Origin of the sequence: Methylobacterium oryzae (assembly GCF_036441375.1) — a bacterium.
Lineage (GTDB): Bacteria > Pseudomonadota > Alphaproteobacteria > Rhizobiales > Beijerinckiaceae > Methylobacterium > Methylobacterium oryzae_A.
In genome coordinates this window covers 1,036,600-1,053,938 of the sequence record NZ_MLCA01000001.1, presented here as the reverse complement: position 1 = coordinate 1,053,938, position 17,339 = coordinate 1,036,600, and the positions used below count along the sequence as shown (strand labels likewise).

At 71.2% G+C, this 17,339-nt stretch carries 16 protein-coding genes; 11 read left to right on the top strand and 5 right to left on the bottom strand.

What is annotated here, in order from left to right:
- Position 1 precedes the first annotated feature (1 nt).
- Positions 2-1,084, top strand: a complete 1,083-nt coding sequence (locus MOTC310_RS05000) for a Gfo/Idh/MocA family protein (RefSeq protein WP_331300992.1) — start codon at positions 2-4, stop codon at positions 1,082-1,084.
- Between the two features lie 54 nt (positions 1,085-1,138).
- On the opposite strand, the gene MOTC310_RS04995 is transcribed toward MOTC310_RS05000, so the two are convergent.
- Positions 1,139-1,621 (bottom strand): cupredoxin domain-containing protein, encoded by a 483-nt coding sequence (locus MOTC310_RS04995; RefSeq protein WP_331300991.1) that lies wholly within the window; start codon positions 1,619-1,621, stop codon positions 1,139-1,141.
- A 104-nt stretch (positions 1,622-1,725) separates the two neighbouring features.
- Positions 1,726-1,872, bottom strand: a complete 147-nt coding sequence (locus MOTC310_RS04990; RefSeq protein ID WP_331290368.1) for a hypothetical protein — start codon at positions 1,870-1,872, stop codon at positions 1,726-1,728.
- A gap of 567 nt (positions 1,873-2,439) precedes the next feature.
- On the opposite strand from MOTC310_RS04990, the gene MOTC310_RS04985 reads away from it, so the two are divergent.
- Together MOTC310_RS04985 and MOTC310_RS04980 are read left to right on the top strand one after the other, a co-directional pair.
- Complete coding sequence (locus MOTC310_RS04985; protein ID WP_331300990.1) at positions 2,440-2,871, top strand: helix-turn-helix domain-containing protein; 432 nt, start codon at positions 2,440-2,442, stop codon at positions 2,869-2,871.
- 241 nt (positions 2,872-3,112) lie between these two features.
- On the top strand, positions 3,113-4,684 hold the full coding sequence (locus tag MOTC310_RS04980; RefSeq protein ID WP_331300989.1) for a putative bifunctional diguanylate cyclase/phosphodiesterase: 1,572 nt from the start codon (positions 3,113-3,115) through the stop codon (positions 4,682-4,684).
- 34 nt (positions 4,685-4,718) lie between these two features.
- On the opposite strand, the gene MOTC310_RS04975 is transcribed toward MOTC310_RS04980, so the two are convergent.
- Positions 4,719-5,621: an MBL fold metallo-hydrolase gene (locus tag MOTC310_RS04975; RefSeq protein ID WP_132366750.1), complete on the bottom strand. Its 903-nt coding sequence runs from the start codon at positions 5,619-5,621 to the stop codon at positions 4,719-4,721.
- 236 nt (positions 5,622-5,857) lie between these two features.
- Here MOTC310_RS04975 and MOTC310_RS04970 point away from each other — a divergent pair, with 236 nt between their 5' ends.
- From MOTC310_RS04970 to MOTC310_RS04955, 4 genes are all read left to right on the top strand, one after another.
- Positions 5,858-6,523 carry an SCO family protein gene (locus MOTC310_RS04970; RefSeq protein WP_331300988.1) on the top strand — a complete coding sequence of 222 codons (666 nt, stop codon included), beginning with the start codon at positions 5,858-5,860 and terminating at the stop codon, positions 6,521-6,523.
- An 88-nt stretch (positions 6,524-6,611) separates the two neighbouring features.
- A complete protein-coding gene (locus tag MOTC310_RS04965) occupies positions 6,612-8,201 on the top strand; it encodes an OpgD/OpgG family glucan biosynthesis protein (RefSeq protein WP_331300987.1) in 1,590 nt (529 codons plus the stop codon).
- 113 nt (positions 8,202-8,314) lie between these two features.
- The gene (locus MOTC310_RS04960; protein ID WP_331300986.1) at positions 8,315-8,545 is read left to right on the top strand and encodes a hypothetical protein; all 231 of its coding nucleotides are present in this window, start codon (positions 8,315-8,317) and stop codon (positions 8,543-8,545) included.
- Positions 8,546-8,549: 4 nt separating this feature from the next.
- On the top strand, positions 8,550-8,933 hold the full coding sequence (locus MOTC310_RS04955) for a hypothetical protein (RefSeq protein WP_331300985.1): 384 nt from the start codon (positions 8,550-8,552) through the stop codon (positions 8,931-8,933).
- A gap of 9 nt (positions 8,934-8,942) precedes the next feature.
- On the opposite strand, the gene MOTC310_RS04950 is transcribed toward MOTC310_RS04955, so the two are convergent.
- Positions 8,943-9,209 (bottom strand): DUF6894 family protein, encoded by a 267-nt coding sequence (locus MOTC310_RS04950; RefSeq protein ID WP_331300984.1) that lies wholly within the window; start codon positions 9,207-9,209, stop codon positions 8,943-8,945.
- Positions 9,210-9,868: 659 nt separating this feature from the next.
- Positions 9,869-10,585, bottom strand: a complete 717-nt coding sequence (locus MOTC310_RS04945; protein WP_331300983.1) for a Crp/Fnr family transcriptional regulator — start codon at positions 10,583-10,585, stop codon at positions 9,869-9,871.
- 426 nt (positions 10,586-11,011) lie between these two features.
- Between MOTC310_RS04945 and rpoN the strand changes: the two genes are divergently transcribed.
- The 4 genes from rpoN to MOTC310_RS04925 all read left to right on the top strand — a co-directional run bounded on the left by rpoN (position 11,012) and on the right by MOTC310_RS04925 (position 17,335).
- The gene (rpoN, locus tag MOTC310_RS04940; RefSeq protein ID WP_331300982.1) at positions 11,012-12,586 is read left to right on the top strand and encodes an RNA polymerase factor sigma-54; all 1,575 of its coding nucleotides are present in this window, start codon (positions 11,012-11,014) and stop codon (positions 12,584-12,586) included.
- Positions 12,587-12,661: 75 nt separating this feature from the next.
- Entirely contained in the window at positions 12,662-14,038 is a 1,377-nt protein-coding gene (gene glmU, locus MOTC310_RS04935) for a bifunctional UDP-N-acetylglucosamine diphosphorylase/glucosamine-1-phosphate N-acetyltransferase GlmU (protein WP_331300981.1), read from the top strand.
- Positions 14,039-14,184: 146 nt separating this feature from the next.
- Positions 14,185-16,011 (top strand): glutamine--fructose-6-phosphate transaminase (isomerizing), encoded by a 1,827-nt coding sequence (glmS, locus tag MOTC310_RS04930; protein WP_331300980.1) that lies wholly within the window; start codon positions 14,185-14,187, stop codon positions 16,009-16,011.
- A gap of 172 nt (positions 16,012-16,183) precedes the next feature.
- Complete coding sequence (locus MOTC310_RS04925; protein WP_331300979.1) at positions 16,184-17,335, top strand: M20 family metallopeptidase; 1,152 nt, start codon at positions 16,184-16,186, stop codon at positions 17,333-17,335.
- Positions 17,336-17,339 lie beyond the last annotated feature (4 nt).

The window sequence follows — 17,339 nt, the reverse complement described above, 5'->3', positions numbered from 1 at the left end:
CATGGCACAGACCATTTCGTGGGGCGTCCTGGGCACCGGGACGATCGCCCAGCGGTTCGTGAGCGATCTGCTGGGGCGCCCGGACGCGCGGCTCGCCGCCGTCGGGGCGCGAAGCGCCGGCAGTGCCGAGGCCTTCGCCCGGGCCTTCAGCCGAGCCTCCGGCCCGCCGGCCGCCGTTGCCGGCGTCGAGGCCCTGGCCGCGCGACCGGATATCGATATCGTCTACGTCGCCACGCCCAACAGCGACCACATGGCCAGCGCTCTGGCCTGCATCGAGGCGGGCAAGTCCGTCCTGATCGAGAAGCCGATCGCGCTCTCGGCTGCGCAGGCGCGGCGCATCGCTGAGGCGGCGAAGCGGAAGGGCGTCTTCTGCATGGAGGCGATGTGGATGCGCTTCACGCCCGGCGTCGTGCGGGCGAAGGCGATGCTGGAGGCGGGCGAGATCGGCGATCCCCTGCATCTCGACGCCCGCCTGTTCTTTCCCCGCTCGCCGCCCCCGGCCGGCCGACCGGACGATCCGGCGGAAGGCGGGGTCGTCCTCGATCTCGGCGTGTATCCCGTGTCGCTGGCGCTCCACCTGTTCGGCGCTCCGGCGCAAGTCTCCGGCACCGGCCTCGACCGCGGCGCCTCGGCACCCCGGCAAGCCGCGCTCGCGCTCGCCTGGCCCGATCGGACCGCGACGCTGAGTTGCGGCTCCACGGGCGAAGCCGACAACGCCGCCGTGATCGTCGGCGCGCGCGGCCGCATCCACCTGCACCGCCAGTTCCTGTGCCCGCCCTTCCTGACGCGCGTGCGCACGGCGCCCGCTCAAGCGGCCGCCGACCGCGCCCCGCCGCGCCGCCAGGCCGTCGGCCGGTTCGCCTTCGCGAAACGCCTCCTGCAGCCGCTGGATTTCCGCCGCGTCGCGCTGATCCCGACGCCGTACCTGGGCTTCGGGCTACGGCATCAGATCGACGAGGTGCATCGCTGCCTGATCGCCGGCGCGCGCGAGAGCCCGACCATGCCGCTCGCGGACAGCATCAGCGCGCTCGACATCCTGGACCGGATCCGCGCCCGCCCGCAGACGCTGGACGCCGTCGCCTGACCGGGAGGGCGGGGCCAAGTGGCGCCGCCCAGACCTGGACGGCGCCCCGGGCCGCTACCGCGCCGCCGGGCTCAGGGTCAGGGTTCCCCGAAACGGCTGGGACTTGTCGTTCACGCTCGTGCAGCCGTAGGGATACTGGCCGGCCGCGATCGTCCGCACGCGGATCTCGCCCTTGCCGTTCTGCTTGACCGTGTAGCCCTCGTTGCTCGCCACGTGCACGACGTCGCCGTCGTGGTGGAGCACGTTCTTGTTCTCGAAGATCTGTGGCGCGGTCAGGACGATCTGACTCGTGGACTTGTTCTGCACCCGGATGCTGACATCCGTATCGGCAGGCAGGCGCAGCTCGGCGGGCGCGCATTTCGCGGCTCCGTTCTCCGCGGTCATGGTCAGATCGACACTCGGCATCGCCTCGGCCGCACGGGCGCCATCGGTCAGGAAGCCGGTCAGCGAGCCGACCCACAATCCGGCCGCGACGGCCGCCGCGATGCGCCAAGCCGAACGTGCGGCTCCGAGCCGGAAACCGGATTTGGTCATCATACGTGGTCTTCCCGCCGTGTCGTTGTGAGGAGTGACACTCGCTCAACCACACGGAGCAAGCCGCAGTTCAACCGCGCCGGGCTCGAGGGCGGGCCCGGAGTCGATCAGCGCGCCGCGCCGGCCGACTTGGCGGAGGGGAGCTTGCGCAGGATCCGCGCGATGTGCGCCCTCAGGGCCGACGTCTCGGTCACCGGCTCGGCCTGCCCGGCAGAGGCGGTCGGCTCCTGGAAGGTGGTGAGAAGATCGGTCATCGACGCTGGCGCTGTGATGGGAGACCCACCCTACCGTCGGGCTTGGCCGGTGAATACATCATTTCATAGATTTTCCCAGTCAGAACATAAAGTGTTCAGACGCGCGATGATGGCATACTCCTGGCGAAAATAGAGGGTCTCGCCCCGCCGACTGCGCCCGTCACCCCGGCCGAGCGCATCGGCGATGTCTTGGCAGCCCTCGGCGGGCGAATCCCGCCACAAGGCCAGCGGCTCGACACGACCGCCTTGTTCCCCGAACACCTTCCACGATCTCGGTACTTTACAGCGCGCCGGCCGATCTCTGATACAGCGCTGCGGAAGACCGTCGGATGGTGTCGGGAGCCGACGAAAACCGACGCCTGCGCGCAGTCATTTGTGCGCTCCATGACGGACACAGTTGACCGTTGCGGTGTCGAGGGCCGTGGGATTACAACCAACAGCCAAGCCATGCGCCCGGTGCAACTAGGACTTGCGCAACCTATTGGTGCACTAAGCAGTTTTCGGTTGTGTTTTTTCCCGCGACTCTGGGTAAGTCGCTCCCGTCAGCATGCCGAAGGTTTCCGTCCGATGTCGTCTTCCCCGAAGCCCAAGTCCGCCACCGAGACCGATCGCACGATCGGCGGCCGTATCGCGGCACTGCGCGTGGCACAGGGTCTGAGTCAGACGGATCTCGGCCAAGCCATCGGCGTCAGTTTCCAGCAGGTTCAGAAATACGAGAAGGGGCGCAACCGCATCGGCGCCGGCCGGCTTCAGGCCATTGCCGACCTGCTGAAGGTGCCGGTGGACACCTTCTTCGCCGACCCGCGGGACAACGGCGGCGGACGGGTCGGACCTGCGGCCCTGTTCGAGGATCCGAAGGTCATGGAACTCGTCCTGGCTTTCACCAGCATCACCGACGAGGCGACCCGCGGCGGGATCCTGTCCATCGTCAAGGCGGCGGCCACCCTCCAAGAGAACCGCGTGGGTGCGAACCGCCCGGATGTCGTGGACGCGCGGTAACGGCGCCGCCCCACAGCCCGGCCGCTGCAGCGACGGCCGAACCAGAGTTGGCAATTTTCGCCCTCGATGGCGTGCACGCGCGATCGAGCCGTGCGCGACGACGCCGGAGCGCGCCTTAATCTAAATTAAACCAAGACAAAGACAGGCAAAGATGTAGACAGGCTGCCGCGTCCGAGGGCTGATTTACAGCTGATGAGCGGACGGCATGTTTTGCGCTGACGTTGGAAACCGGGTCCTGACCATGCCGATCGAGACGTCGAAAGCTTGGGGCCGCGGCGAGCTGTACGAGACCCTGTGCCTGCTCGTCATCGGCGTCGGGATCTGGTTCGTCGGCGTCACGCTCGGGACTTTCGCGTATCTCAACACCCTCGTCGCCACCTACAACCTCACGGATCTCCTGCTGCTCGCCGCCTGCATGGGCGTGGCGCAATGGGGCGCCAGCATCCGCAAATCGATCATCCTCCGGCGGCTCATGCTCGAGCGCGCCGCCGCGGCGGCGCAGGCCGAGGCGATCGCCCGTCACGATGGCCTGACCGGTCTCGCGAACCGCCGCCGCTTCATCGACGCCGTGGAGCGGGCGCACGCGTCGAGCACCGCTGAGGCGGCGGTGCTGCTCATCGACCTCGACCGGTTCAAGCCGGTCAACGACCTCTACGGTCACGCGGCCGGGAACGCCGTCCTGTGCGCCGTGGCCGAGCGCCTCCAGCAGCTCGTGCCGTCGGGCGGCCTGGCGGCCCGACTGGGCGGCGACGAGTTCGCCATGCTGGTCCCGCTCCGGTACGAGAGCGAGGGGCTGAGACGTCTCGCCCAGGCGGTCATCGCCCGGATCGCAGAGCCGGTGACGTGGAGCCAGAACGACCTCAAGGTCGGCGCGACGGTCGGGGTCGCCGCGGTGTCGCCCGAGCACAGGGATGCCGACGCGATCCTGCACGCGGCGGACCTCGCCATGTACCAGGGCAAGAAGGACGGGCGCGGCAACTTCCGTTTTTTCCGCAGCGCCATGGACGCGGAGCTGCGCGCCCGCGCCCGCATGGAGACGGAACTCCGCACCGCCATAGAGGCCGGCGCGATCGAGCCCTTCTACCAGCCGGTGGTGTCGCTCCCCGAGAAGGAGATCGTCGGCGTCGAGGTGCTGGCGCGCTGGCGTCACCCGACGCGCGGACTGGTCGGACCGAGCGAGTTCATCCCGGTGGCCGAGGAGACCGGGATGATCGCGGACCTCAGCTACAACCTGATCCGGCGCGCCTGCCTGGATGCCCGGGCCTGGCCGCCGCACCTGATCCTCGCGGTGAACATCGCCCCGCAGCAGTTTCAGGACGCGTGGCTCGCCCAGCGGATCCTGGGGATCCTGACCGAGACCGGCTTCCCGCCGCAGCGCCTGGAGGTCGAGATCACCGAGAGCGCCCTGATCCAGGACCTGGAGGCGACCCGGACAACCCTGCTGTCGCTGCGCGAGCTCGGCGTGCGCATCGCGCTGGACGATTTCGGTACCGGCTATTCCAGCCTGTACCACCTGCGCGAACTCAAGTTCGACAAGCTCAAGATCGACTGCAGCTACGTCGACGCGATCACGATGAGCGACGAGCGGGCGAAGCTGGTCGACGCCATCATCAAGCTCGGGGCGAGCCTCGGCCTCTCCACCACTGCCGAGGGGATCGAGACCGATGCCAGCCTCGACTGGCTGTCCGACCAGGGCTGCCATTTCGGCCAGGGCTACCTGTTCGGCCACGCCATGCCGAAGGCCGAGATGGACGACGTGCTCGCCGCCGCGCAACACGCGACCCCGTTCCAGGAGCTGGCGCGGGCCTCGTGAGGCGCGGGACGCCGCCCTCGCGGCGTCAGGCCGATCAGCTTGGCGTCCTGTAGGCGGAGCCGTCGGCCGCGCGGAGCGGGTGCTCCACGAACCGGCCCGTCTCCGGAACCGCGACGCGGTCGAAATCCTGCGCCAGGGCGTTGAGGGCGCGACGCATCTCGGGCCCCTGGAGCGGGCGGCCGTGTCCGGTGACGACCCGCTCCGGAGCGAGCGCGGCGAGCGCCCGCACCGAATCGCGCGCCGCCGGCCAGTCGATCGTCAGGTACATCGGCGGCCCGTGCAGTTCCGGCGCCTGCGTCGCGACCGCGTAGGCGGATTCCTGCGCCGTGGTGATGAAGGCGTCGCCCGCGATCAGCGTCCGGTCGGCCTCGCGCCAGAACGAGACGTGGCCGGGCGCGTGGCCCGGCGTGTGGATCCAGCGCCAGCCGGGCAGGGGCGGCACCGAACCGTTCTCCGGCAGGAGGCGCAGCCGCCCGGATACGTCGACGGGACGGGTGGGGAACAGCGGCGAGAGGCGACCCAGGAGCCCGCCGCCGACACTCGGATCCGGCGTCGGGTAGGCGGCGCTGCCGTCCAGATAGGGGCGCTCCAGGGCGTGCGCGTAGACCGGGACGTCCCATTCCTCGGCGAGATCCTCCAGGACGCCGACATGGTCGAAATGGCCGTGGGTCAGGACGATCGCGGCCGGCCGGGCCCCTTCGCCGAAGCGGGCCCGGGCGGCGGCCTCGATCCCGCGCTTGGCGCCCATCACCCCGGCGTCGATCAGGACCCAGCCCCGGTCGCCCGCGCCGGGAGCGCCCACGAACACCACGTTGACCAGGACGTGGCGCTGGTAGGCGACGTCGTCGGCGAGGGCGTGGGTGGCGTCGTCCCGCTCGGCGTCGCGGCGGGGATCGTCGGCCCGGGCGTGCGGGTCGACGGGGATCTGCTGGGCCATCTGGGGCGGCTCCTGTATGCGGTCGCGGAGGAGACGGTCGGGCGCGCGGCGCGCCCGCGGGTCGCGGTGCCGAATGGCGCGAGCGCCCGTATCCTGGCCAACCGGCCGCACCCGGGCGTGTTCCTCGCGCCCATCGCGGCGCCGCACGGCGCGTTGCGGCCTCACGCCGGTCGACACGGACCCCATATTGGCCGCATCGATACCGGCCGCTTCGATGCGCCGTCGCAGGTCACAGCATGGCACCGAGCCCTCTCGCCCTCATCGCCTCCGCCGCCCTCATCGCCGTGGTCGCCACCGGCACCGGGGCGATCGTCCTTCAGCAGGGCTCGCGGTTCAGCCATCCCCGGAGAGTCGGCGGGCCGTTCACGATGGCGGATCTCGACGGCCGCCCCGTGACGGAGGCCGATCTCCGCGGCAAGCCGGCCGTCCTGTTCTTCGGCTTCACTCACTGCCCGGATGTCTGCCCGACGACGCTCGCGACCCTGACGGCCGCCCTCGGCCGGATGGGCCGCGACGCGGAGCGCCTCAACGTCGTCTTCGTCACCCTCGACCCGGAGCGCGACACGCCCGAGACCCTGCGGGCGTACCTGGCCTCGTTCGATCCGCGCATCCGCGGCTTCGTCGGGACGCCGGAGCAGGTCGCCCGCATGGCCGACGCCTACCACGTCGCCTACAAGCGCGTGCCGACCAAGGACGGCGACTACACGATGGAGCACTCCGCCACCGTGGCGCTTTTCGACAAGACCGGCCGCATGGTCGGCGAGATCGGCTACGGCGAGGACGAGGCCAGCACCTTCGCGAAGCTGATCACTTTGGCGCTGCCGGGGCAGTGCCCGCCGGGGGGAAGCGCCAATCTCTGGACGACCGACGGCAGCACCGGTAGCTGCGGTCCGCGCAGCTGAGCCGCGGGCCGGGAAATTGCGCCGCCGCGGCGGCGTGGCTAGAGGGCGGCGCGGGTCGCGAGGCCCGACCGAATCCGGGGGTTCCAGCTTGATCACGCGCCGCGTCCTGACCGCCATCGGGCTCCTCGCCCTCGCGCCGTATCCCGGCCTCGCCCGGGCCGCCGGCGGCGGGCCGCGCCTCGCGCTGCCCGAGCCCATGGATCTCGACCGGCTGAAGGATCTCGCCCGGGCGCTGCGGGACCGGCCCTACGCGCCGCCCCCGGAGGCGCCCGCCTCGGCGGCCCTCGACGCCCTGACCTACGGGCCGCTCCAGGAGATCCGCTACCCGCCGGGCCACGCCCTGTTCGCCGACAGCCCGTACCCGGTGACCTTCTTCCACCTCGGCAACTTCTTCCGCCATCCCGTGAAGGTCTACGCCCTGGAAGGCGGGCAGGCCCGCGAGGTGCTCTACGGCCACGACCTGTTCACCTACCCGCCCGGGAATCCGGCCAAGGACGTCCCGGACGGGGCGGGCTTCGCGGGGTTCCGGTTCCAGAAGGCGCCCGCCGGCCAGCCGGGCGACGACGGTGACTGGCTGGCCTTCCTGGGCGCGTCGTACTTCCGGGCCGCCGGGGACGGCGCCCAGTACGGGGCCTCGGCCCGGGGCATCGCCATCGACACGGCGCCCGGGGCCGGCAGGACCGAGGAGTTCCCGGTCTTCACGCGCTTCTACGTGAGCCCGGCCTCGGACGGCGCCGTGACCGTGCTGGCGCTCCTCGAGGGCCAGAGCCTCACCGGCGCCTACCGGTTCGTCGCCCGGAAGGAGCCGCACGTCGTCATCGACGTCGCCTGCACGGTCTACATGCGGAAATCCGTCGAACGGTTCGGCATGGCGCCCCTGACCTCGATGCTCTGGTACTCGGAGGGCATGAGCCGCTTCCTCGCGAGCGACTGGCGGCCCGAAGTGCACGATTCCGACGGATTGCTGATGCAGACCGGGGCCGGCGAGCTGATCTGGCGGCCGCTCAACAACCCGCCGCGCCTCAGCGTCAGCGCCTTCGCGGACCGATCGCCGAAGGGGTTCGGCCTGCTCCAGCGCGACCGCGCGTACGAGAACTACCTCGACGACGGGTTCGAGGAGAACCGGCCCGACATCTGGGTCGAGCCGCAGGGGGACTGGGGCCGCGGCAGCGTCCAGCTCGTGGAGATCCCGACCCACCAGGAGACCGACGACAACATCGTCGCCCTCTGGGTGCCGGACGACGCGCCGCAGGCCGGATCCGACCGCAGCTTCGCCTATCGCCTGCGCTGGACCGCCACGGAGCCGGTCGCCACCGATCTCGCCCGCTGCGTCGCGACCCGGGCCACCAAGGCCGCGTGGCTCGCGGATGCGGACCGGCGGCCGGGCCGCGCCAACCTCGTGCGGCAATTCGTTCTGGAATTCGAGGGCGCGGCCCTGGCGGGCCTCGATCCCGAGAAGGCCACGGTCGCGCTCACCCTGTCGCGCGGCGGCGTCGAGGAGGTCGGCGCCACCTGGGCGCCCTACGGCAAGCCGAGCCCCTGGCGGGTCTTCCTCAAGGTCTACGCCGAGGGGCCGGACCCGGTGGAGATGCGTCTGCAGCTGAAATCGGGGGACCGGCTGCTCTCGGAGACCTGGGCCTACCAGTACTACCCGCAGGCGCCCGGCACGGTCCTGTGAATGGCGGACGCAGCGGAGGCAGCGGGCGCCCGGCGGACCGCCGGACACTCGCAACCGGTCCGGCTCCGGGCAGTTCCGCCCCGTTAAGGCTCACCGTCGCATCGGAGACCGCCATGACCGGCGAGACACCGCACGGCCCCCATCTTCCGGAGGCGCTGACGCGGCTCCTCAAGGCTCCCCGGACGGCGATCTGGCCGACGCCGGACGACCGGAACCGTCTCCGCCTGGGCCGGCCGCGGCCCCGGCAGCCGAGCCGCGCCGTCCTGGGTGTCTGGATCTGGGCGATCCTCTACAACGTCATCGGCTTCGCGATCCTCGCGGCCTTGTGGTGGACGATGCGCTGACCCGATGAGCCGACACGCCCTGATTCCCTGTCGCACGACCCGCGCGGCGTCCCTCGCGGCGGCCCTCCTGCTCGGCCTGGCCGTGCGGCCCGGCGCGGCGCAGAGCCCGGGCGACGCGCTGAACGCGGATGACGGCACCGGGGCGGTCAAGGTCTGCTCGCCGGTGGCGATGCCGCGCTGGCGGTCCATGACCCCGGTGCCCAAGACCTGGACCTTTCTCGACTGCATGGGCTTCTCGGGTGAGATGGGCGCGACCCACTTCCAGCTCGGCTGCCTCTTCACCAACGTCACGCCTCACGCCCAGAAATACGCCTGGGGCGCGATGGTTCAGATCGAGAAGTCAGCGATGGCCAAGGCGCAGCCCCCGGTCCCGAATTGCGGCTGGTAGAGCCCGCGCTCAGCCGTCGACGCCGTGCCAATCCAGGTCGAGGATGAGCCGGGCGTGGAAGACCGTGCTGCCGCTCGCGTCGCGGACCCGCGTCTCGAGCACCAGGCCGGCATCTCCGGGAACCGGTCGGTCCGCCCTCACGCGGAGCCGGTCGTGCACGGCCTCGATCAGGGCTTCGGCCGCCGACAGGCACGCCTCGTGACAATCGGCGAAGGGCAGCCCCTCCTCGTCCAGGGACAGCCCGTGGTCGTCGGTGAAATCGGTGAAGTAGCGCACGGCGCAGAACCTCACGGCCAGAGGACGAGCCTGCGCCGCGACCTGAGCGATGTCGTTAACCTGTGTGTGGCCGCCGGCCCGGCCTCGCGCGCCCCGACGCCGGATCGGCGCGCCGCGGCGGCCGCGCAGNGCAGACGCGGCCCCGCGCGGCACGATCCAGCCGGCCCCGGACGCGGCGCCCTCCGCACGAAACGACGATAGGGCCGGCGCCGGCCAACTCCAACGCGTCGGTGCGCGAGGTGCCGCGGCCGCCCTCGCGCACACCGCCTTTCCCAGCGGCCACGGCGCGGCCAGCGCCCGCGCGGCGCGATTCACGTCGAGCCGACATCCCGCTCAGGTCGCGGCGACGGGCCGCAGGGGCAAGGCGTCCTGTCTCCGGCGGACGGGCATCGCTCACGCCGCGGGCGGACACGCAGAGGAACCCACTGGCCGATTCGCGAAGGGGGTGTGATCTGTCCAGCCCCCCACGACGTCCAGCGGCGCTGCACGCCGTTCAGGAGGGCGACGAGTTGCCCGACCGCGTGGCGGCGGAGCATCCTCGCCCGAGACGTCCTGCGCGACACGCGGCGCCCGCCGCATGTCGACGCCACGAACCCGGGCCGGCGTGCGGACTGCGTCGTCATCACGGACGAGGCCAGCGCAATGGTGGCCGAAATGCCCTACGCCAGCGTGCTCTGCCGCCGCAGCGGGCCGATCAGACGCTCGTACTCGGCCTCGGCCGGGCCGTAGGTCTGGCCGGCGGCCTCCTCCAGGCGGGTGCGACTCAGGACCTGGATCCGGCCGCGCCGGGCCCGGATCAGGCCGGCGCCCTCCAGGGTATGGATCGCGACCGTGACAGTCGGGCGGCGCACGCCCAGCATGATCGACAGGAATTCGTGAGTCACGGACAGATCGTCGCCATCCTGCCGGTCGTGGTACATGAGAAGCCACCGCGCGAGCCGCTCCTCGGCGGGCGCTCCCGCGTTGGCGATGGCGGTCTGGGTAACCTGAACCAGGAAGGTCTGGACGTAGCGCAGCAGCAGGTTGCGCAGCGACGGGCTCGATTTCAGGGCCTCGCGCAGGGCTGGGACGGAGATCCGGCGTCCTCGACCGGCAACCTGCATGAAGATCTGGTACGGGATCGTGTCGGTTCCGAGCAGAAGTGCCGGAGCGGCCATGCCGTCGCGGCCGAACAGACCGACCTCGATGCGGCCGCCCTCGGCGAGGATCGAAACCACGGAGCACAGGCCGGTGTCGATGAAGACCGCGTGCGGAATAGCGGCGGCCGGCTCGACCAGCACCTTGCCGAGGGGGAGGTCGATCGCCTCGAGATGAGGCCCGAGCAGCGCACCATCTGCCTCGGATAGGGCGGCCAGAAGGCGGTTCTGATGCGGCATTCGGCAAACGCGTACGCAGAAATCGACATCCGCGCTCCGGCTCGAGTGCGGGAACCGGCGCGCACCCGCGAGCCATGCTCGGATCAACACACAATAGCGAGCGGATATTGCATCTAGCGCGCGAAGGGTCCGCGACCAGACAAAGCAATGCCGGCGATTTCCGGATGTCCTGGCAAGTGCGCACGGACGAATGCGCAAACCTTCCTTTAAGATCTGCCTTCAGACTGCCGGAGAGCGCGACGCGATGTGGCCGGCGCGCCACGGGCCGGGCGCCGCTGCGCAGTTGCCAACATGTGCCTACACGGTCGCGCTTTGACGCGCGGGCCGGATCGGGCTAGAGAAAGCGGAACGGAGCAAGCAAGAACCATGCCGTGAGCAGCGTGGCTCCGGCTGGCGACACGCGCCGGAAGGGCATCGGGGCCTCGCATGAGTTTGGTGCAACGGCTGGAAGTGCGTCAGGGCCAGGCCCTGGTGATGACGCCGCAGCTCCTGCAAGCGATCAAACTTCTGCAACTGTCGCAACTCGATCTCGCGGCCTATGTCGAGGCCGAGCTGGAGCGCAACCCGCTGCTGGAGCGCGCCGAGCCTGACCTGCCGGGCGCGGGCGAGGCCCCCGATCCAAGCAGCCACGCCGAGGATGCGGGCTCGGACGGCTTCGAGGCGGCGGAGCCCGAATCGTGGCTCTCGGCCGATCTCAACCCGAATCGCGGCGAGATCGAGAGCGATTTCGACACGCGTCTCGACAATGTCTTCCCCGACGAGATCCCCGTCCAGGCGCGCGAGGCGGGCGGGGGCGACATGCTCTCGCTGACGCCGCCGCCCTACGGCAGCACCGGGGGCAGCTTCGATGCCGAGGCGCCCGATTTCGAGGCGACCCTCACGGCCGAGACCTCGCTGCGCGAGCACCTCGCAAGTCAGCTCGACCTCGCGACCCGGGATCCGGCCGAGCGGCTGATCGGCGGCTTCCTGATCGACGCCGTCGACGAGGCCGGCTACCTGCGCGAGTCGGTGGAGGGCGTGGCCGAGCGGCTCGGCGCCGACCCGGCCGTCGTCGGTCGGCTGCTGGCGCTGGTACAGACCTTCGACCCGCCCGGGATCGCGGCCCGCGACCTCGCCGAGTGCCTCGCGATTCAGCTGCGGGAGCGCGACCGGTTCGACCCGGCGATGCAGGCCCTGGTCTCGCGCCTGGACCTCGTGGCCAAGCGCGACTTCGCGGCTCTGCGCCGGCTCTGCGGCGTCGACGACGAGGACCTCGTCGACATGCTGGGCGAGATCCGTCGCCTGGATCCGAAGCCGGGCCGGGCCTTCGGGTCGAGCGCCGTCGAGGTCCTGGTTCCGGACGTGTTCGTGCGCGCCGCGCCGGACGGTTCCTGGCTGGTCGAGCTGAACAGTGAGGCGCTGCCCCGGGTCCTGGTAAACCAGAGCTACTACGCCCGCGTCTCGCGCAATGCCGCCGCGGACGGCGACAAGGCCTTCCTGTCGGAGGCGCTGCAGAACGCCAATTGGCTGACCCGGTCGCTGGAGCAACGCGCCCGCACGATCCTGAAGGTCGCCACCGAGATCGTCCGCCAGCAGGACGGGTTCTTCGTCCACGGCGTCACCCACCTGCGACCGCTGAACCTCAAGACCGTGGCCGAGGCGATCGGCATGCACGAATCGACCGTCTCGCGGGTCACCTCCAACAAGGCCATCGGTACGAGCCGCGGGACCCTGGAGATGAAGTACTTCTTCACCGCGGCGATTCCCGGGGCGGCCGGCGCCGCCGCACACTCTTCCGAGGCGGTGCGCCATCGCATCAAGCAACTCGTCGACGGCGAGACGCCCGACGACGTGCTGTCCGACGACGCGCTGGTTCAGAAGCTGCGCGGGGAGGGCGTCGACATCGCCCGGCGCACGGTGGCGAAGTACCGGGAATCCCTGCGGATCCCGAGCTCGATCGAGCGCCGCCGCGAGCGTTTCGCCCACGGCTCCGGTCAGCACGCCGCCCTCGCGCTGCGCTGATCGGCCCGAACGGGGTTGCGCCGGGCGCCCGTCCGGCTCATCCGTCGGGCCCTTCGACCGACGCCTGGACCTGCGATGACCCCGACCGGAACGCCCTCGCGCAGCCTCACCGCCATCGTGCTCGCGGCCGGGAAGGGCACGCGGATGCGCTCGGACCTGCCGAAGGTGCTGCACCGGATCGCCGGGCGCAGCATGCTGGGCCACGTCCTGGCCGCCGTGCAGGCGGCGGGGGCGGGCCGGATCGCCGTCGTGGCCGAGCCCGGCCGCGACGACGTCGCCGCTGAGATCGCGCGGGCGGCCCCCGGCGCCCGGGTCTTCCCGCAGGCCGAGCGCCTCGGCACCGCCCACGCGGTCCTGGCCGCCCGGGAGATCCTGGCCAATCCCGACGACGACGTGGTGATCGCTTTCGGCGACACGCCGCTCGTCTCGGCAGAAACCTTCCTGCGCCTCCGTGCGCCCCTGGCCGAGGGCGCCGCGGTGGCCGTGCTGGCCTTCGAGACGGCGACGCCCACCGGTTACGGACGGGTGCTGACCGAGGGCGACCGCGTCCTGGCCATCCGCGAGGAGAAGGACGCGAGCGCGGCCGAGCGCGCCGTCACCCTGTGCAATGCCGGGCTGATGGCGCTGGCCGGACGGCACGCCCTGACGCTGCTCGCCCGCATCGGCAACGACAACGCCGCCGGCGAGTACTACCTGCCGGACGCGGTGGCGCTGGCGGTCGCCGACGGGCTTCCCGTCACCGTCGTGCCGGTGGACGAGGCCGAGGCGCAGGGCGTCAACGATCGGGTGCAGCTCAGCGTCGCGGAGGCGGCGATCCAGGCGCAGCTGCGCCGCAGCGCGATGCTGGGCGGCGCCACGCTGATCGCTCCCGAGACGGTGTTCTTCAGCCACGACACCGTGCTGGGGCGCGACGTGATCGTGGAACCCAACGTGGTGTTCGGCCCGGGGGTGCGGGTCGCGGAGGGATGCACCGTGCGGGCCTTCGCGCATCTCACCGAGACCAGCCTGGAGGCGGGCGTGAAGATCGGCCCGTTCGTGCGGCTGCGCGGCCACGCGGTGCTGGAGGCCGGGGCGGAACTCGGCAATTTCGTCGAGCTGAAGAATGCCCGGATGGGAGCCGGCGCCAAGGCCGCGCACCTGACCTATCTCGGCGACGCGGAGGTCGGAGCCAAGGCCAATATCGGCGCCGGCACGATCACCTGCAATTACGACGGCGTGCTCAAGCACCGGACCACGATCGGCGCCGGGGCGTTCATCGGCTCGAACTCGGCGCTGGTCGCCCCCGTCGCGGTGGGGGAGGGCGCCTACGTCGCCTCGGGCTCGGTGATCACCGACGACGTGCCGGCGGAGGCGATGGCCGTGGCCCGAGGCCGGCAGGCGGTGAAGCCGGGCTGGGCCAAGGAGAAGCGCGCGGCGCTGCAGGCGGAGAAGGCGCGGCGCGGGAAGGGCTGAGGCCCGACAAGCCGCGCGGCCGGGGCTGGCCCTGCGCCGCCCCGATCCGGTAGAAGTCCCGCTCGGCCCCGCACGGAGCGGGGCGGCCCGGACCTCGCGCGACGACTTCGCGCGGCCGTCCGGGCGCGACAGCGAGAGACACTCCTATGTGCGGCATCGTCGGCATCGTCGGGCGCGACGCGGTGGCGGGGCAGGTGATCGAGGCCCTGCGGCGGCTCGAATACCGCGGCTACGATTCCGCCGGCATCGCCACCCTGGAGCACGGCCGGCTGGCACGGCGCCGGGCCTCGGGCAAGCTGCTCAACCTGGAGGCCAAGCTCGCCCAGGAGCCGCTCACCGGCACGATCGGCATCGGCCACACTCGCTGGGCGACCCACGGCCGGCCCAACGAGACCAACGCCCACCCGCACGCCACCGCGCGGCTGGCCGTCGTGCACAACGGCATCATCGAGAATTTCCGCGAGCTCAAGCAGGAACTGGAGGCAGACGGCGTCGTCTTCGAGACCGAGACCGACACCGAGGTCGTCGCCCAGCTCGTCAGCCGCAACATGGACCGGCAGATGGGGCCGGTGGAGGCCGTGGCCGCCGCGCTGCCGCGGCTGCGCGGCGCCTTCGCGCTGGGCTTCATCTTCTCCGGCGAGGAGAACCTGCTGATCGGCGCCCGCCACGGCGCGCCGCTGGCGATCGGCTTCGGCCAGGGCGAGACCTACCTGGGCTCCGACGCCCTGGCGCTCGCCCCGTTCACCGACGCCATCACGTATCTCGACGAGGGCGACTGGGCGATCCTGACCCGGAGCGGCGCCGAGATCCGCGACGCGTCGGGCACAACGGTCGAGCGCGCCCGGCAGAAGATCGCCACCCAGGCCTACCGGATCGACAAGGGCGAGTACCGCCACTTCATGGCCAAGGAGATCCACGAGCAGCCCGAGGTGGTCGGCCGCACGCTCGCCCACTACGTCGACATGGCAAACGGGCGGGTCGCGCTGCCCGAGTCGCTGCCCTTCGACTTCGCCAAGCTGAGCCGCGTCTACATCACCGCCTGCGGCACGGCCTACTACGCGGGCCTCGTCGCCCGGTACTGGTTCGAGCAGGTGGCGCGCCTGCCCGTCGAGATCGACGTCGCCTCCGAGGCGCGCTACCGCGAGGCGCCCCTGGAGAAGGACGGGCTGACGCTGGTGATCTCGCAGTCGGGCGAGACCGCCGACACCCTGGCCTCCCTGCGCTACGCGAAGTCTCAGGGCCAGCACACGCTGAGCGTGGTCAACGTGCCGACCTCGACCATCGCGCGAGAATCCTCCGTGGTGATGCCGACGCTGGCGGGACCGGAGATCGGCGTCGCCTCCACCAAGGCGTTCTCGTGCCAGCTCACCGTGCTGCTCTGCCTCGCCATCGCGGCGGGCCGCGCCCGCGGCACGCTCGACGCGGCGGGCGAGCGGCGGCTGGTCGACGGCCTGATCAAGGCCCCCGGCCTCATGGCCGAGGCGCTCACCCACGAGGCGGCGATCGAGGTCCTCGCCCGCGAGGTCGCGAAGGCGCGTGACGTGCTCTATCTCGGCCGCGGCACCAGCTACCCGATGGCGCTCGAGGGCGCGCTGAAGCTCAAGGAGATCAGCTACATCCACGCCGAGGGCTACGCGGCCGGCGAGCTGAAGCACGGGCCGATCGCGCTCATCGACGAGAGCGTGCCGGTGATCGTCATCGCGCCGCACGACGCGGTGTTCGAGAAGACGGTCTCGAACATGCAGGAGGTGGCGGCGCGCGGCGGCCGCATCGTGCTGATCGGCGACGCCAAGGGCGCGGCCGAGCACGGGCTGGAGACGCTCGCGACCTTCACCATGCCGGCGCTCGACGCGACGGTGGCGCCGATCGTGTACGCGGTGCCGATCCAGCTGCTCGCCTACCACACGGCGGTGTTCATGGGGAAAGACGTCGACCAGCCCCGCAACCTCGCCAAGTCGGTCACGGTCGAGTAGGCGCGGCCGACCAGATCGGTGGATCGTGCGGACGCGGCCCCGTCTTTGCGAGCGGAGCGAAGCAACCCAAGGCGGCGCAACGTCTCGCAGCATAGCGCCGACTGGATCGCTTCGCTCCGCTCGCGAGGACATCCGGGCCGAGCGGTCCTGACAGGCCGATATGAGGACCTCAATGGCCACATCTGACACCGACGTTCTCCGCTGGCTCGACGGGCAGGAGGGCGCGATGCTGTCCCTCCTCGAGGACCTGGTGAACATCGATTCCGGCTCCTACGACAAGCCGGGCGTGGACGCGGTCGGCATCCGCATCGCGGAATTCCTCGCCGGCCACGGCATCCCGGTCACGACGATCCCGGTGGAGGGCTACGGCGACGCGCTGAAGGCGAACGTGGCCGGGTCCGGCGGCGGCAACCGGCCGGTCGTGCTCATGGGCCACCGCGATACCGTCTTCCCGAAGGGGGAGCCGGCGCGGCGGCCGTTCCGGATCGCCGACGGTCGCGCCTACGGGCCGGGCGTCGCCGACATGAAGGCAGGCCTCGTGATGAACGCCTTCGTGCTGGCCGCCTACCACCGGGCCGGCGGCGCGCCGGTGCCGCTCGTCGGGCTGTTCACCAGCGACGAGGAGATCGGCTCGCCGGCCTGCCGGCCGATCATCGAGGAGACCGCCCGGGGCGCCCGCGCGGTGCTCAATTCCGAGCCCGGCCGGCCGACCGGCAACGTCGTCACCGGCCGCAAGGGCGGGGTGTTCATGCAGCTCGAGGTGCTCGGCAGGGCGGCCCATTCCGGCGGCAACTACGCCGACGGGCGCAGCGCCATCCTGGAACTCGCCCACAAGACCGTCGCGTTCCACGCGCTCACCGACCTCGACCGCGGCACCACGGTGAATGTCGGCCTGATCTCCGGTGGCCAGTCGGTGAACACCGTGGCGCCCCGGGCGACCTGCGAGATCGACCTGCGCTACGTGACCCCGCCCGACCGAGAAGCGGCCATGAGCCGGATCACCGCGATCGTGGCTGGATCGACGGTGCCCGACACCACCGCACATCTGACCATCAAGGGCGAGTTCCTGCCGCTGGTGCAGGACGAGGCCTCGCGGGCACTGTTCGAGACCTACGCCCGGGTGAGCGCCGGAGGCGGCCATCCGGTCGCGGGCGAGTTCGCCGGCGGCTGCGCCGATTCGGGCTTCACCGCCAGCGTCGGCTGCCCCACCCTGTGCGCCGTGGGCCCGGTGGGCGGCAAGGCTCACTCGCCCGAGGAGTATCTGGAGGTGGCAAGCCTCGTGCCGCGGGCGCGCGCGATGGCCGAGACCGTCGCGGCACTCTGACGAC